Raw genomic sequence first — 14601 nt, forward strand, 5'->3', positions numbered from 1 at the left:
CATTCTGCAGGTTTTTCTTTCTCCGTGGGAAGCCGAAGATGGTGGCAAGTGAATGCTTCAACCCTTTAGACAGCGAGCCCCCATGAAAGCCATCACCTTTGTACACCACGCCCTGCCCATTGAAGATCCGCAATCCCTGCAAGACATCGAGATGGCTGCGCCAGTGCCCGGTCCGCGTGATCTGCTGGTCGAGGTACGGGCTGTTTCAGTCAACCCGGTCGACACCAAGGTGCGCGCCGGTACTTTCACAAAAGAACCGAAAATTCTCGGTTGGGATGCGGCCGGCATCGTCCGCGAAGTCGGTTCGCAAGTGACTCTGTTTCAACCGGGCGACGAAGTGTTTTACGCCGGCTCGATTATTCGCAGCGGTAGCTACAGCGAATTGCATTTGGTCGATGAGCGGATTGTCGGGCACAAGCCACGTTCGTTGAGTGCTGCCGAGGCGGCGGCATTGCCGCTAACGTCGATCACAGCGTGGGAATTATTGTTCGACCGTCTCGGTGTCGCCGAGGCCAGCGGGGAGGGCAAATGCCTGTTGATTACCGGCGCGGCGGGTGGCGTCGGTTCGATGCTGGTGCAACTGGCTCGGCAGTTGACCCGACTCACGGTGATTGGCACCGCCTCGCGCCCGGAGACCGCTGATTGGGTGAAGCAGTTGGGCGCCCATCACGTCATCGATCACAGCCAGCCACTGCTCGCTCAGTTGCAGGCACTCGGTATTGCCGAGGTCGATTACGTCGCCAGCCTGACCCACACCGAACAGCACTTTTTACAGCTGATCGAAGTGCTGCGACCGCAGGGTCGGCTAGCGGTGATTGATGATCCCGAGAGCCTCGATGTCATGCCGCTCAAGCGCAAGTCGTTGTCGCTGCATTGGGAGTTGATGTTCACCCGTTCGTTGTACGAAACGGAGGACATGATCGAGCAGCATCACCTGCTTGACCGGGTCTCGGACCTGATTGATCTGGGGGTTTTGCAGACCACCGTCGGCGAGCACTTCGGTGCGATCAACGCGGCAAACATGCGCCGCGCTCATGCAGTGGTCGAGAGTGGCAAGGCTCGGGGCAAGATCGTTCTCGAAGGCTTCTGATAACCGTCACTTGAACCGTCATACGGGCGCCATAAAGGGCCCGTCAGGAGCACTTTATGCGTATGAAAACCCTTCCCGCCGTCATCGCCTTGTTATCGGCTGCCGCGTTTGGTGCGCCGTTCGCCCACGCCATCAACGCTGTCGCCTTGCCGGCGGATGCACCCGCGGATCGATCCTTCGGCAAGCTTGAACAAGTGCATGCGTTCTACGATGCGATGCCCACCGGTGTGACCGTCAGCGAGACCGGACGGATCTTCGTCAACTTTCCGCGCTGGGGCGACAACGTGCCGTTCACCGTGGGCGAGATCCGCGACGGCAAAGTGGTGGCCTATCCGAACGCCGCGATCAACAAGGAAAACCCCAACGACCCAAGCGACGGGTTAATCAGTGTGCAAAGCGTGGTGGCTGATGGTCAGGGGCGTGTCTGGCTGCTTGACACAGCAGCGCCGGGCTTCGCCGACCCCAAGCCGCGAGGAGCGAAACTGGTTGCGATAGACCTTGCCAGCAACAAAGTCGTCAAGCGGCTGGTGTTCCCGGACAACGTGATGTTGCCCAGCACGTATGTCAACGACATGCGTTTCGACTTTCGCAACGGCGCCGAGGGCACCGTGTACCTCACCGACTCCTCGCTGCGAGGCCCGGGCGCGATCATTGTCATGGACATTGCCAGCGGGCGTGCCATGCGTCGTTTGAGCGGCGTGCCGGCAACGTCGGTTGATCCGGCTTTCGTCCCGGTCGTTGAAGGTTTGCCAGTGATGGTCGAAGGCGCCGGCGGCAAACCCAAACCGCTGGGTGTGGCGTCGGACGGTATTGCCCTGTCAGCCGATGGCCAGACGCTGTACTTCACGCCACTGTCCAGTCGACACCTGTATGCCGTGTCCACTGCGCTGCTGCGCGATGCCAGCGTCAGCGAGCAACAACTGGCTGCCGCCGTGCAGGATCTGGGCGAAAAAGGTGCCTCCGATGGCATGGATGCTGACGCCGACGGCGCCGTCTATGCCGGGGACTACGAACACAACTCGATCCGCAAGCGGCTGCCGGATGGCCAATGGCAGACGCTGGTGCACGACCCACGGTTGCTCTGGCCTGACACGTTGTCGATCGGCCCCGACGGCTATCTGTATTTCATCGCCAACCAGTTGCACCGCCAGGCGGCGTTTCGCGGCGGGCAGGATCAACGACAGAAACCCTACAGCCTGCTGCGTCTGAAAATCGACGCGGCGCCTGCGCCTACGCGCTAAAACCTGTTTATTTTTCGGAGAACTGATGATGAATGCGTCCACTGAAGTGTTGGTTTCGATTGCCGTACTCAAGGCCAAAAAGGGTCAGGAACAGGCCTTGAAAGAAGGGCTTCTGGCACTGGTCGAACCGACCCGGGCAGAGCCGGGCAATCTCGATTATGTGTTGTTTGAACTGCGCGATGAGCGCGGTACGTTCTACATGCGCGAGGCGTTCAAGGATCAAGCGGCACTGGATGCGCATTTCGCCATGCCGTATTTCCAGCGTTTCGCCGCTACGGCGGATGACCTGCTTGAGGAGCCCTTGCAACTGATCTTTCTTGAACAGGTATCGAGCTGACGGCATCGCGCAATTGTTGAGTGGCTTGCGGGTGCCCGGGTCTATATTCTTCACGGCTGTTTATGTGCGTCGAATAGTGGCTGAGAACAGCCTTTCAATTAGGGAAGAATTGAATGCCGTTCAGGGTGATGGTGGTCGGTGGCTACGGTAATTTCGGTAGCATCGTTTGCGGGCATTTGGCGGTCATGCCGGGTGTAGAACTGCTGCTCTCGGGACGCGACCCGCATAAGTTGCAGTGCAAGGTCGATGAGCTGAACAGCCAATCGGCTGCTGTCGTCCAAGGTTGGTGCGGTGATGCCATGGGTCCTGCGTTCAGCGCCGCTTTGCGCTCGCTGAATATCCGGTTGGTGATCCACACCGGCGGGCCGTTTCAGGGGCAATCCTATGCAGTCGCCGAGAATTGCATCGCTGCTCAAGTGAATTACTGCGACCTGGCGGACTGCCGAACCTTCGTCAACGGCGTGGGTATTCTCGATGCACGGGCGAAAACGGCAGGCGTGGCGATCCTCAGTGGTTGCAGTTCGGTGCCGACGCTTTCGTCAGCGATCATTGATCAGCAGCGTCACCGGTTCTTGCGTATTGACGCGATCGAACATGGCGTTAGCGCTTCGACGAAGATGCCGGGATTGTCGACAATCGAAGGTGTGCTGGCTTACGCCGGCAAGCCGATCAAACAACTGAAAAACGGCAAGTTGCATGAAGTGTCGGGTTGGCAGGATCTGACCTTGCGCAAAATTCCGCAACTGGGCACTCGCTTGCTGGCCAATGTCGACGTACCGGACATGGATATCTTCGCCGGCCGCTATGGTGCACACACGCTCAGCTTCAAGGCAGGTGCGGGGTTGAAACTCGCCGGTGTTGCCAACGCTTTGTTAGCGCAGGCAGTCAAGATCGGGCTGGTTCGCGACCATCTCCCCTGGGCCGCCAGACTGCATCGGCTGGGCTGTCGATTCGAGCGATTCGGCGATGGCAAAAGTGCGATGTACATCGACGTTCAGGGCGCAGGCGTTGAAGGGCAACCGCTGACCATGACCGCACAACTGACCGCTTTTAACGACAAAGGCCCGCAAATCCCCAGCTGCGCAGCCGTCGCACTGGCCGCGAAAATGGCCGGAGGTCATGTGCCGCAACCGGGTGCCCGGCTCTGCGTCGGCGAAATCAGCGTTGACGAATACCTGGCTGCGATCAACGATCCGGCCAACCTGAGCCTCTGCGTGCAATTTTCTGACGGCAGTCCTGGTCAGCTTTCTGATCCGGCCACCGATGGCGCAGGCATTTTCAGAAAGCGCTGTTCGTGATCAGGGTTTGGCAGCAGGCAGCTGTCGTACTTGCCGAACAGCCGATAGCGATTCAACGCGATGCGGTCATAAGCCCAGTTCCGCAGCCCACGCGGGAAAACGCGCAGCAAGCGCAAGGGCTGCCAGCGGCCGGGCAACTGACCGACGACTTCGAAAAAGGCATCTGATCGCTCCCAATAATTTTGGTCGCGAATCACCGCCATGGTGTCGAACTGGTCCATCGGCAACCCCGCCCACGCCAGCAGCGCCTGCCCTTCGGGTGACTGCACTGCCGCCAGTCGCACGCGCCGTTGATGATCATGCCGAATCAAAAAACGCGCCCAGCGATTGCATAGCTTGCACACACCGTCGAACAGCACCACGGTTTCACCGGGTTTGAGCAATGGCGCGGGGGTAGGGCGGGTCTGCGCGGCTGGCATGAGCGTGAGTCCATCGGAATCGGTTGCTGCGGATCATATCGCAATGCTCCCGGCCGACTGAAAAGTACTGGATTCTCGCATTGACATATCGAAAAATGTCGATATCCTCGCGGCATGGACTTACTCGAAATATTCAAAGCACTTTCAAACCAGACCCGACTTGAAATCCTCAAGGGTTTGAAAGACCCCGAAAAGAACTTCCCGCCGCAGGATGAAGGTGACGTTCATACGGTGGGCGTTTGTGTGAGCAGTATCCAGGAAGGTGTCGGGCTGTCGCAGTCGACGGTGTCTTCTTATCTCGCAACGCTGCAACGCGTGGGTCTGGTTGAAGTCAGGCGTATCGGTCAGTGGACCTACTACAAGCGCAATGAAGCAACCATCAGCGTTCTTGCCGAGATCATCGGGAAGGACCTGTAGTTTTGAGCTGTCTTTTTACCTGAAGATATCGATAAATCTCGATATCCCTTTTTATCGAAATGAGGATATACGATGAAAGCTCTGATACTTAAATCATTTGGCGGCCCGCAAGCATTCGAACTTTGCGACGTGCCCAAGCCCGTGCCTCAAGCGGGACAGGTTCTGGTCCGGGTTCACGCGACTTCGATCAACCCGTTGGATTTCCAGGTTCGACGCGGCGATTATTCCGACCTGGTGCAACTGCCGGCCATAACCGGGCATGACGTATCGGGCGTTGTCGAAGCGGTGGGGCCGGGCGTGACGAGCTTCGTTCCCGGAGACGAGGTCTGGTACACCCCGCAGATATTTGACGGCCAAGGCAGTTACGCCGAGTACCACGTGGCCGCCGAAAGCATTGTCGGCAAGAAGCCTGCCGCGCTGAGCCATCTGGAGGCAGCAAGCCTGACGTTGGTGGGCGGGACGGCGTGGGAAGCATTGGTCGTGCGTGCGGCGCTCAGAGTGGGCGAAACCATTCTGATACACGGTGGTGCCGGGGGCGTCGGGCATGTGGCGATTCAACTGGCAAAAGCCATTGGCGCCAAGGTGTTCACGACGGTGCGTGAAGCGAACAGTGAGTTCGCACGCAGTATGGGGGCCGATGTGGTCATCGATTACGAAAAGGAGGATTACGTCGAAGCCATCCTGCGAGAAACCGCTGGGCGTGGAGTCGATGTGGTGTTCGACACCATTGGCGGCAACACGTTGTCACGCAGCCCCGATGCGCTTGCTCAACTGGGTCGCGTAGTTTCGATTGTCGACATTTCAATGCCACAAAATCTTGTCCAGGCCTGGGGCAAGAACGCCAGTTATCACTTCGTTTTCACCCGACAAAACCGCGGCAAGCTTGATGAGCTGAGCGCGTTGATTGAGCGTGGTCAGCTGCGCCCGCACGTGGGGGCCGTCTATTCACTTGCCGACATTCCCCTCGCGCATGCCCGGTTGGAGAGTCCCAACAATGGAATCCAGGGAAAAATCGCGATTGCCATCGAAGACAGCCTCATTGGCTAAGTGCACTTTCAACCGTTGAAACTCAATTTGGAGACACGCCATGATTTATGAAATCGCTTTGCTTCCCGTCCATAAAGAACAAGTAGAGCAGTTCCGCCATGCGTTCGCCGAAGTCGCGCCTTTACTTACTCGGGCAAAGGGTTACCGCGGTCACACTCTCGCGCAGGGGATTGAAAGTCGTGAGGTCTTCAACTTGATCGTGCAATGGCAAACACTCGAGGATCACACGCCGGGTTTTGAAGCGAGTGATGACCATCAGAGGTTCATGCTGGGCTTGCAGGATTACTTTTCGCAAGAGCCGACGGTCTACCACATTGAGGGGCCGGAGTTTGCTAAAGGCTGACGCGTAAAGCCGAACAGCCCCCGTACCTTTAAAGAGAGGTATCGGGGGCTGATGTCGGAGAGCTTCGAACTTACTTGGCTATCCGTTGCGCTTGGGCAACTTCCAGTTCGGCCGAATAAAGTGGCAGGTGTAGCCGTTTGGAATTCGCTCCAGGTAATCCTGGTGCTCAGGCTCTGCTTCCCAGAAGGGGCCGGCCGGTTCGATTTCGGTGACCACGCGGCCCGGCCACAACTTTGAGGCGTCAACGTCAGCAGCAGTGTCTTCGGCAACATCGCGTTGCTCTTCGCTGAGGTAGTAGATCGCCGAGCGATAGCTGGGGCCCAGGTCATTGCCCTGGCGATTGGGTGTGCTCGGATCGTGTATCTGGAAGAAGAACTCGAGGATCTGCCGGTAACTGATCACGGCTGGATCGAACACGATTTCGATCGCTTCGGCATGATTGCCATGGTTGCGATAAGTCGCATTGGGGACATCGCCGCCGGTATAGCCGACCCGCGTCTGCAAGACACCGGGGTAGCGCCGCAGCAAGTCCTGCATCCCCCAGAAGCACCCGCCGGCGAGGATGGCAGTTTCGGTTTGGCTGGTCATGGTCTGTCCTTCCCCTCGGGAAATGATGTGTGTAGTCATTGTTATGAGGGCGTGTTGCCCAATTCCAAGGCTGAAGCGTTCATTTGCCCGCTGACCCGAGCGCAAATCCATTCACGGCTGTAGGTCAATACGCTGTCAGCAATAGCCGTTGGAAAATGAATGAAACCGTGGGGCGAGGAGGGCAGCAGGTGTATTTCGACAGGCGCCGATTGCATCCAGCGCTCGGCGATGTCGAGGGTGTCGTCGCGTAACGGATCCAGTTCGCCGGCAAACATCAGCGCAGGCGGGAAATCACTGAAGTCGCCATATAGAGGTGACAACGGAGGCTGTCGGCGTTCCTCGTCACTCAGGTCTGGCGTGAGCATGCGCAACGCTTCAACTATGCCCGGACCGTCCAGCACCAGGGTTTGCGGCGGTGCGGTGCGGACGCTCGGTGTGCCGGTCAAGTCGTATACGCCGTAATACAACAGCGCGCCGCTTACCCGTTGCAGCAAATCGGGCGATTGCTTGAGGCCCAACAAAGTAGCTGCCGCCAGATGACCGCCGGCCGACTCGCCCACGACAATCACCGGCAGGCCGGCAAACTCATCGTCAGTCAGTAACCATCGAGCCGCGGCCAGGCAGTCTTGCATCACCCCTTCGATGGGGGTCGATACCGCAAGCCGGTAATCCACCGAGACGACAGTCACATCGCACGTATTAACGATGGCGACATTGAAGTTGTCATTCATCTGCGCATTGCCGATCACCCAGCCGCCACCGTGATAATCCAGCACAACGCCTTTTGCTCGACCTTTGGGCCGAATGATCCGCACGGCCACCGGTACTCCGCCGCTATCAATCACCCTGCTTTCAGCCGTAAGGCCATGCTTGAGCAATTTTCTCGCGCCGCCGACCTGACTGGCGCGCAGCAGCGTTTGAATCATCCTCGGCAGCACGCGATTGCGAATTTTAAAGCGCGGCAACCAGGCGAGTTTTCTGTTGAAGGCGTGCACTTGCGCCAACTCACGCTCGCCCTCCGGCCACGGCGCTTTTCGGGTGAATGTGTTCATCAGCGGTTCTTGATCAGAATGGAGAAATTCAACGCAGCGGCAACGCATAGCCACGCCAGGTAAGGAAACAGGATTAAACCAGTGACGAGATCAAGCTGCACGGCCAGTACCACCATTGTCGCAACCACTAGCCAGAGCAACGTCAGGATCACCATGGCGGCGAGAACTTGATGTGCGCCGAAGAACACCGGAGTCCACAGTGTATTCAGGGCTATCTGCGCGGCCCACAAAGCCAGCACCGTCTGACTCCCGGGAATAAGGCTCAAGCGGTAACCCGCCCATGCCAGCAACACATAGATGACTGTCCAGGCCACCGGGAACGCCCAGTTGGGTGGCGTGAAGCCGGGTTTGGCCAGTGACTCATACCACTCGCCCGGTTTGAACATGACGCCAGTGGTCGCGGCGGCCGCGCAGGCCAGAAGGAATATAAAGAAGGTCATCGCCAGTCCTTAGCTGTGGTCAGCTGTTTGGGAGTGTAAGAAAAGGACGCCCGGTGGCGCGAAAAGTTTGCATTGAGTGAAGACATTTATCCGTTCATGCGCGAGGCGAAATGCAGTTGAACTAAAAATTGACTGTTGAGTCAGGATGATCAGTTGCTTCTTCCTACAACCCTGGATGAAACCATGCACACTTATCTTCTGAAATACCTGTTCAACGGCGAGCCTCGCACTCACACCTTCGAGCTCAAGGAGCCTCAATTGGGCGATCACGAGGCCGCCATGCATCTGCTGGAACTGCATCTGGGCGATGCCGAAAACGGCCTGATCATGCCCACCGCAGACTCGACGCCTCAGGAAATTCTGCAGCAGGCCGAGCGGGTGGGGATCACACACATTCAGGTGATCGCTAATCACTGACGCAAATCCCGATAGAAACTGCAGAGCGCTGCGATCTTTTGATCCTGATCCTCATGCTGGGGAGAAGATCAAAAGACCGCAGCCCCGTTCCACTCGAATGGAACATGATCGCCAGCCCGCTCTGCGAAACGCCGATGGACTCGGTGGTGTGGTTGAAGATGATGGTGCCGGCAGTGCGGATGGGGTTGGTCACACCTTGGGTCGTTGCTTGATCGGGGGCGCTTGGAGGTGGGGACTTCGTTTGGCGGTGGAGGTTAGCAGTCGCAGATAACAGGATTATGACGGTTGGTGCAGACTGAGCTGCAACCGGTTGATTTCTGTCTGGAAAAGAATTTTCCAAGAGGGGTTGACCATAAGTTTTAGTCCTGTATTATTCACCTCCCGCCAGACAGCAGATTGCTTCTAGCGGGTGTAAGTGATTGATTTTAAATGAAAATAATCACTTGACAGCAAGTGAGGCTGCTGTAGAATGCGCGCCTCGGTTGAGACGAAAGATCTTAACCAACCGCTCTTTAACAACTGAATCAAGCAATTCGTGTGGGTGCTTGTGGAGTCAGACTGATAGTCAACAAGATTATCAGCATCACAAGTTACTCCGCGAGAAATCAAAGATTTAACCAACGATTGCTGAGCCAAGTTTAGGGTTTCTTAAAAACCCAAAGATGTTTGAACTGAAGAGTTTGATCATGGCTCAGATTGAACGCTGGCGGCAGGCCTAACACATGCAAGTCGAGCGGATGACAGGAGCTTGCTCCTGAATTCAGCGGCGGACGGGTGAGTAATGCCTAGGAATCTGCCTGGTAGTGGGGGACAACGTTTCGAAAGGAACGCTAATACCGCATACGTCCTACGGGAGAAAGCAGGGGACCTTCGGGCCTTGCGCTATCAGATGAGCCTAGGTCGGATTAGCTAGTTGGTGAGGTAATGGCTCACCAAGGCGACGATCCGTAACTGGTCTGAGAGGATGATCAGTCACACTGGAACTGAGACACGGTCCAGACTCCTACGGGAGGCAGCAGTGGGGAATATTGGACAATGGGCGAAAGCCTGATCCAGCCATGCCGCGTGTGTGAAGAAGGTCTTCGGATTGTAAAGCACTTTAAGTTGGGAGGAAGGGCATTAACCTAATACGTTAGTGTTTTGACGTTACCGACAGAATAAGCACCGGCTAACTCTGTGCCAGCAGCCGCGGTAATACAGAGGGTGCAAGCGTTAATCGGAATTACTGGGCGTAAAGCGCGCGTAGGTGGTTTGTTAAGTTGGATGTGAAATCCCCGGGCTCAACCTGGGAACTGCATTCAAAACTGACAAGCTAGAGTATGGTAGAGGGTGGTGGAATTTCCTGTGTAGCGGTGAAATGCGTAGATATAGGAAGGAACACCAGTGGCGAAGGCGACCACCTGGACTGATACTGACACTGAGGTGCGAAAGCGTGGGGAGCAAACAGGATTAGATACCCTGGTAGTCCACGCCGTAAACGATGTCAACTAGCCGTTGGGAGCCTTGAGCTCTTAGTGGCGCAGCTAACGCATTAAGTTGACCGCCTGGGGAGTACGGCCGCAAGGTTAAAACTCAAATGAATTGACGGGGGCCCGCACAAGCGGTGGAGCATGTGGTTTAATTCGAAGCAACGCGAAGAACCTTACCAGGCCTTGACATCCAATGAACTTTCCAGAGATGGATTGGTGCCTTCGGGAACATTGAGACAGGTGCTGCATGGCTGTCGTCAGCTCGTGTCGTGAGATGTTGGGTTAAGTCCCGTAACGAGCGCAACCCTTGTCCTTAGTTACCAGCACGTAATGGTGGGCACTCTAAGGAGACTGCCGGTGACAAACCGGAGGAAGGTGGGGATGACGTCAAGTCATCATGGCCCTTACGGCCTGGGCTACACACGTGCTACAATGGTCGGTACAAAGGGTTGCCAAGCCGCGAGGTGGAGCTAATCCCATAAAACCGATCGTAGTCCGGATCGCAGTCTGCAACTCGACTGCGTGAAGTCGGAATCGCTAGTAATCGTGAATCAGAATGTCACGGTGAATACGTTCCCGGGCCTTGTACACACCGCCCGTCACACCATGGGAGTGGGTTGCACCAGAAGTAGCTAGTCTAACCTTCGGGAGGACGGTTACCACGGTGTGATTCATGACTGGGGTGAAGTCGTAACAAGGTAGCCGTAGGGGAACCTGCGGCTGGATCACCTCCTTAATCGACGACATCAGCTGCTCCATGAGCTCCCACACGAATTGCTTGATTCATTGAATAAGACGATAGAAGCAGCTTTAAGCTCCAAGCTGATAGCTCTGAGCTAACAGTTACAAGCTCGAAATTGGGTCTGTAGCTCAGTTGGTTAGAGCGCACCCCTGATAAGGGTGAGGTCGGCAGTTCGAATCTGCCCAGACCCACCAATTTTGTTATGGGGCCATAGCTCAGCTGGGAGAGCGCCTGCCTTGCACGCAGGAGGTCAGCGGTTCGATCCCGCTTGGCTCCACCATAAACTGCTTCGTAAGTTTGAGAGTTTAGAAATGAATATTCGCACTGAATATTGATTTCTAGTCTTTTGATTAGATCGTTCTTTAAAAATTTGGGTATGTGATAGAAAGATAGACTGAACGTTACTTTCACTGGTAACGGATCAGGCTAAGGTAAAATTTGTGAGTTACTCTGAATTGAGTATTATCGAATTTTCGGCGAATGTCGTCTTCACAGTATAACCAGATTGCTTGGGGTTATATGGTCAAGTGAAGAAGCGCATACGGTGGATGCCTTGGCAGTCAGAGGCGATGAAAGACGTGGTAGCCTGCGAAAAGCTTCGGGGAGTCGGCAAACAGACTTTGATCCGGAGATGTCTGAATGGGGGAACCCAGCCATCATAAGATGGTTATCTTGTACTGAATACATAGGTGCAAGAGGCGAACCAGGGGAACTGAAACATCTAAGTACCCTGAGGAAAAGAAATCAACCGAGATTCCCTTAGTAGTGGCGAGCGAACGGGGACTAGCCCTTAAGTGGCTTTGAGATTAGCGGAACGCTCTGGAAAGTGCGGCCATAGTGGGTGATAGCCCTGTACGCGAAAATCTCTTAGTCATGAAATCGAGTAGGACGGAGCACGAGAAACTTTGTCTGAATATGGGGGGACCATCCTCCAAGGCTAAATACTACTGACTGACCGATAGTGAACTAGTACCGTGAGGGAAAGGCGAAAAGAACCCCGGAGAGGGGAGTGAAATAGATCCTGAAACCGTATGCGTACAAGCAGTGGGAGCAGACTTTGTTCTGTGACTGCGTACCTTTTGTATAATGGGTCAGCGACTTATTTTCAGTGGCGAGCTTAACCGAATAGGGGAGGCGTAGCGAAAGCGAGTCTTAATAGGGCGTCTAGTCGCTGGGAATAGACCCGAAACCGGGCGATCTATCCATGGGCAGGTTGAAGGTTGGGTAACACTAACTGGAGGACCGAACCGACTACCGTTGAAAAGTTAGCGGATGACCTGTGGATCGGAGTGAAAGGCTAATCAAGCTCGGAGATAGCTGGTTCTCCTCGAAAGCTATTTAGGTAGCGCCTCATGTATCACTGTAGGGGGTAGAGCACTGTTTCGGCTAGGGGGTCATCCCGACTTACCAAACCGATGCAAACTCCGAATACCTACAAGTGCCGAGCATGGGAGACACACGGCGGGTGCTAACGTCCGTCGTGAAAAGGGAAACAACCCAGACCGTCAGCTAAGGTCCCAAAGTTATGGTTAAGTGGGAAACGATGTGGGAAGGCTTAGACAGCTAGGAGGTTGGCTTAGAAGCAGCCACCCTTTAAAGAAAGCGTAATAGCTCACTAGTCGAGTCGGCCTGCGCGGAAGATGTAACGGGGCTCAAACCATACACCGAAGCTACGGGTATCATCTTAGGATGATGCGGTAGAGGAGCGTTCTGTAAGCCTGTGAAGGTGAGTTGAGAAGCTTGCTGGAGGTATCAGAAGTGCGAATGCTGACATGAGTAACGACAATGGGTGTGAAAAACACCCACGCCGAAAGACCAAGGTTTCCTGCGCAACGTTAATCGACGCAGGGTTAGTCGGTCCCTAAGGCGAGGCTGAAAAGCGTAGTCGATGGAAAACAGGTTAATATTCCTGTACTTCTGGTTATTGCGATGGAGGGACGGAGAAGGCTAGGCCAGCTTGGCGTTGGTTGTCCAAGTTTAAGGTGGTAGGCTGGAATCTTAGGTAAATCCGGGATTCTAAGGCCGAGAGCTGATGACGAGTCATCTTTTAGATGACGAAGTGGTTGATGCCATGCTTCCAAGAAAAGCTTCTAAGCTTCAGGTAACCAGGAACCGTACCCCAAACCGACACAGGTGGTTGGGTAGAGAATACCAAGGCGCTTGAGAGAACTCGGGTGAAGGAACTAGGCAAAATGGCACCGTAACTTCGGGAGAAGGTGCGCCGGTGAGAGTGAAGGACTTGCTCCGTAAGCTCATGCCGGTCGAAGATACCAGGCCGCTGCGACTGTTTATTAAAAACACAGCACTCTGCAAACACGAAAGTGGACGTATAGGGTGTGACGCCTGCCCGGTGCCGGAAGGTTAATTGATGGGGTTAGCTAACGCGAAGCTCTTGATCGAAGCCCCGGTAAACGGCGGCCGTAACTATAACGGTCCTAAGGTAGCGAAATTCCTTGTCGGGTAAGTTCCGACCTGCACGAATGGCGTAACGATGGCGGCGCTGTCTCCACCCGAGACTCAGTGAAATTGAAATCGCTGTGAAGATGCAGTGTATCCGCGGCTAGACGGAAAGACCCCGTGAACCTTTACTATAGCTTTGCACTGGACTTTGAATTTGCTTGTGTAGGATAGGTGGGAGGCTTTGAAGCGTGGACGCCAGTTCGCGTGGAGCCAACCTTGAAATACCACCCTGGCAACTTTGAGGTTCTAACTCAGGTCCGTTATCCGGATCGAGGACAGTGTATGGTGGGTAGTTTGACTGGGGCGGTCTCCTCCTAAAGAGTAACGGAGGAGTACGAAGGTGCGCTCAGACCGGTCGGAAATCGGTCGTAGAGTATAAAGGCAAAAGCGCGCTTGACTGCGAGACAGACACGTCGAGCAGGTACGAAAGTAGGTCTTAGTGATCCGGTGGTTCTGTATGGAAGGGCCATCGCTCAACGGATAAAAGGTACTCCGGGGATAACAGGCTGATACCGCCCAAGAGTTCATATCGACGGCGGTGTTTGGCACCTCGATGTCGGCTCATCACATCCTGGGGCTGAAGCCGGTCCCAAGGGTATGGCTGTTCGCCATTTAAAGTGGTACGCGAGCTGGGTTTAGAACGTCGTGAGACAGTTCGGTCCCTATCTGCCGTGGACGTTTGAGATTTGAGAGGGGCTGCTCCTAGTACGAGAGGACCGGAGTGGACGAACCTCTGGTGTTCCGGTTGTCACGCCAGTGGCATTGCCGGGTAGCTATGTTCGGGAAAGATAACCGCTGAAAGCATCTAAGCGGGAAACTTGCCTCAAGATGAGATCTCACTGGAACCTTGAGTTCCCTGAAGGGCCGTCGAAGACTACGACGTTGATAGGTTGGGTGTGTAAGCGCTGTGAGGCGTTGAGCTAACCAATACTAATTGCCCGTGAGGCTTGACCATATAACACCCAAGCAATTTGACTACTCGAAAGAGCATCAGATTGCGGTGTGTGAAGACGAAACGAACCGAAAGTTCGATGTTCACAAACACCGAAAGCTATCACATACCCAATTTGCTGAAGCGAGGCCAACTGGTCACGACTCAGTACCCGAATTTCTTGACGACCATAGAGCGTTGGAACCACCTGATCCCATCCCGAACTCAGCAGTGAAACGATGCATCGCCGATGGTAGTGTGGGGTTTCCCCATGTGAGAGTAGGTCATCGTCAAGATTAAATTCCGAAAC

General features: G+C 55.1%; 12 protein-coding genes, 2 tRNA genes and 3 rRNA genes. 13 read left to right on the forward strand and 4 right to left on the reverse strand.

The genetic code is table 11. The features are described 5' to 3' along the window. Positions 1-82 precede the first annotated feature (82 nt). From AB4P97_RS07565 to AB4P97_RS07580, 4 genes are all read left to right on the forward strand, one after another. Positions 83-1090: a zinc-binding alcohol dehydrogenase family protein gene (locus AB4P97_RS07565; protein WP_042558864.1), complete on the forward strand. Its 1008-nt coding sequence runs from the start codon at positions 83-85 to the stop codon at positions 1088-1090. A gap of 56 nt (positions 1091-1146) precedes the next feature. After that, positions 1147-2331, forward strand: coding sequence for an L-dopachrome tautomerase-related protein (locus AB4P97_RS07570; RefSeq protein WP_395602339.1), 1185 nt, complete (start codon positions 1147-1149; stop codon positions 2329-2331). Between the two features lie 28 nt (positions 2332-2359). Next, on the forward strand, positions 2360-2668 hold the full coding sequence (locus AB4P97_RS07575) for a putative quinol monooxygenase (protein ID WP_042562039.1): 309 nt from the start codon (positions 2360-2362) through the stop codon (positions 2666-2668). A gap of 113 nt (positions 2669-2781) precedes the next feature. Then, positions 2782-3966, forward strand: coding sequence for a saccharopine dehydrogenase family protein (locus tag AB4P97_RS07580; protein ID WP_395602340.1), 1185 nt, complete (start codon positions 2782-2784; stop codon positions 3964-3966). On the opposite strand, the gene AB4P97_RS07585 is transcribed toward AB4P97_RS07580, so the two are convergent. Next, a complete protein-coding gene (locus tag AB4P97_RS07585) occupies positions 3909-4385 on the reverse strand; it encodes a thiol-disulfide oxidoreductase DCC family protein (RefSeq protein ID WP_042558867.1) in 477 nt (158 codons plus the stop codon). The two genes, AB4P97_RS07580 and AB4P97_RS07585, sit on opposite strands and share 58 nt — an antisense overlap. Positions 4386-4499: 114 nt before the next feature. Between AB4P97_RS07585 and AB4P97_RS07590 the strand changes: the two genes are divergently transcribed. The 3 genes from AB4P97_RS07590 to AB4P97_RS07600 all read left to right on the forward strand — a co-directional run bounded on the left by AB4P97_RS07590 (position 4500) and on the right by AB4P97_RS07600 (position 6192). After that, on the forward strand, positions 4500-4802 hold the full coding sequence (locus AB4P97_RS07590; RefSeq protein ID WP_047300830.1) for a helix-turn-helix transcriptional regulator: 303 nt from the start codon (positions 4500-4502) through the stop codon (positions 4800-4802). 72 nt (positions 4803-4874) lie between these two features. Next, positions 4875-5849: a zinc-dependent alcohol dehydrogenase family protein gene (locus tag AB4P97_RS07595; protein WP_042558869.1), complete on the forward strand. Its 975-nt coding sequence runs from the start codon at positions 4875-4877 to the stop codon at positions 5847-5849. Positions 5850-5889: 40 nt separating this feature from the next. Continuing rightward, the gene (locus AB4P97_RS07600) at positions 5890-6192 is read left to right on the forward strand and encodes an antibiotic biosynthesis monooxygenase family protein (protein WP_395602341.1); all 303 of its coding nucleotides are present in this window, start codon (positions 5890-5892) and stop codon (positions 6190-6192) included. A gap of 78 nt (positions 6193-6270) precedes the next feature. Here AB4P97_RS07600 and msrA read toward each other — a convergent pair whose 3' ends face one another. The 3 genes from msrA to AB4P97_RS07615 are packed head-to-tail and all read right to left on the reverse strand — an operon-like array spanning position 6271 to position 8272. Beyond that, on the reverse strand, positions 6271-6780 hold the full coding sequence (msrA, locus tag AB4P97_RS07605) for a peptide-methionine (S)-S-oxide reductase MsrA (protein ID WP_047300836.1): 510 nt from the start codon (positions 6778-6780) through the stop codon (positions 6271-6273). 41 nt (positions 6781-6821) lie between these two features. Further along, on the reverse strand, positions 6822-7832 hold the full coding sequence (locus AB4P97_RS07610; protein WP_395602342.1) for an alpha/beta hydrolase: 1011 nt from the start codon (positions 7830-7832) through the stop codon (positions 6822-6824). Beyond that, positions 7832-8272, reverse strand: coding sequence for a TspO/MBR family protein (locus AB4P97_RS07615; RefSeq protein ID WP_395602343.1), 441 nt, complete (start codon positions 8270-8272; stop codon positions 7832-7834). The genes AB4P97_RS07610 and AB4P97_RS07615 overlap by 1 nt, the downstream gene beginning before the upstream one ends. Positions 8273-8455: 183 nt before the next feature. On the opposite strand from AB4P97_RS07615, the gene AB4P97_RS07620 reads away from it, so the two are divergent. The 6 genes from AB4P97_RS07620 to rrf all read left to right on the forward strand — a co-directional run bounded on the left by AB4P97_RS07620 (position 8456) and on the right by rrf (position 14587). After that, on the forward strand, positions 8456-8689 hold the full coding sequence (locus tag AB4P97_RS07620; protein ID WP_115146894.1) for a hypothetical protein: 234 nt from the start codon (positions 8456-8458) through the stop codon (positions 8687-8689). 668 nt (positions 8690-9357) lie between these two features. Beyond that, a 16S ribosomal RNA gene (locus AB4P97_RS07625) occupies positions 9358-10894 on the forward strand. Positions 10895-11017: 123 nt separating this feature from the next. Further along, positions 11018-11094 (forward strand) — tRNA-Ile (locus AB4P97_RS07630). A 10-nt stretch (positions 11095-11104) separates the two neighbouring features. Continuing rightward, a tRNA-Ala gene (locus AB4P97_RS07635) sits at positions 11105-11180 on the forward strand. 241 nt (positions 11181-11421) lie between these two features. Beyond that, positions 11422-14315: ribosomal RNA gene (locus AB4P97_RS07640) — 23S ribosomal RNA — on the forward strand. A gap of 156 nt (positions 14316-14471) precedes the next feature. Next, positions 14472-14587: ribosomal RNA gene (gene rrf / locus AB4P97_RS07645) — 5S ribosomal RNA — on the forward strand. Together the 16S, 23S and 5S rRNA genes with 2 tRNA genes alongside form the textbook arrangement of a ribosomal RNA operon. Positions 14588-14601 lie beyond the last annotated feature (14 nt).

The organism is Pseudomonas sp. A1230 (genome assembly GCF_044218825.1).
Lineage (GTDB): Bacteria > Pseudomonadota > Gammaproteobacteria > Pseudomonadales > Pseudomonadaceae > Aquipseudomonas > Aquipseudomonas iridis.

Coding starts and splice junctions, on each gene's coding strand:
- AB4P97_RS07595 (WP_042558869.1), top strand. CDS start 4,875: ATGAAAGCTCTGATACTTAAATCATTTGGCGGCCCGCAAGCATTCGAA.
- AB4P97_RS07610 (WP_395602342.1), bottom strand. CDS start 7,832: ATGAACACATTCACCCGAAAAGCGCCGTGGCCGGAGGGCGAGCGTGAG.
- AB4P97_RS07600 (WP_395602341.1), top strand. CDS start 5,890: ATGATTTATGAAATCGCTTTGCTTCCCGTCCATAAAGAACAAGTAGAG.
- AB4P97_RS07620 (WP_115146894.1), top strand. CDS start 8,456: ATGCACACTTATCTTCTGAAATACCTGTTCAACGGCGAGCCTCGCACT.
- AB4P97_RS07580 (WP_395602340.1), top strand. CDS start 2,782: ATGCCGTTCAGGGTGATGGTGGTCGGTGGCTACGGTAATTTCGGTAGC.
- msrA (WP_047300836.1), bottom strand. CDS start 6,780: ATGACCAGCCAAACCGAAACTGCCATCCTCGCCGGCGGGTGCTTCTGG.
- AB4P97_RS07575 (WP_042562039.1), top strand. CDS start 2,360: ATGAATGCGTCCACTGAAGTGTTGGTTTCGATTGCCGTACTCAAGGCC.
- AB4P97_RS07585 (WP_042558867.1), bottom strand. CDS start 4,385: ATGCCAGCCGCGCAGACCCGCCCTACCCCCGCGCCATTGCTCAAACCC.
- AB4P97_RS07615 (WP_395602343.1), bottom strand. CDS start 8,272: ATGACCTTCTTTATATTCCTTCTGGCCTGCGCGGCCGCCGCGACCACT.
- AB4P97_RS07590 (WP_047300830.1), top strand. CDS start 4,500: ATGGACTTACTCGAAATATTCAAAGCACTTTCAAACCAGACCCGACTT.
- AB4P97_RS07565 (WP_042558864.1), top strand. CDS start 83: ATGAAAGCCATCACCTTTGTACACCACGCCCTGCCCATTGAAGATCCG.
- AB4P97_RS07570 (WP_395602339.1), top strand. CDS start 1,147: ATGCGTATGAAAACCCTTCCCGCCGTCATCGCCTTGTTATCGGCTGCC.